The 349-nt window shown below is 57.8% G+C and carries 1 pseudogene; it reads right to left on the bottom strand.

The window, feature by feature from the left end:
- Positions 1-114 precede the first annotated feature (114 nt).
- Positions 115-210 (bottom strand): annotated as a pseudogene (locus AO268_RS33970) (type II toxin-antitoxin system RelB/DinJ family antitoxin); the annotation flags it as partial.
- Positions 211-349: the final 139 nt, after the last annotated feature.

Below are 349 nucleotides of genomic sequence, written 5' to 3'. Positions count from 1 at the left end.
AGAGGCTGGTTATTCGCCAGGGCTGTGACGACGGCAATGAAATCGCTCGCCAGCGTCTGACGATGCGGGCCTTTGGCTTCGCGTTTATAATCGCGTTTGAACCGGCTGGGCTGTTCAATCGTCCGCATTCAGATCCGCCATCAGATCCTCGACGGAAGCGAACGACTTCAAGCCGCCACGGCGCGCTTCCTTCATCGCCTCGATGGNTGAAATCGCTCGCCAGCGTCTGACGATGCGGGCCTTTGGCTTCGCGTTTATAATCGCGTTTGAACCGGCTGGTCTGTTCAATCGTCCGCATTCAGATCCGCCATCAGATCCTCGACGGAAGCGAACGACTTCAAGCCGCCAC

The organism is Pseudomonas sp. ICMP 8385, from assembly GCF_002699915.1.
GTDB classification, from domain to species: domain Bacteria; phylum Pseudomonadota; class Gammaproteobacteria; order Pseudomonadales; family Pseudomonadaceae; genus Aquipseudomonas; species Aquipseudomonas gessardii.
The sequence above is the reverse complement of the archived record's forward strand: the minus strand, read 5'-3'. Positions and strand labels throughout refer to the sequence as shown.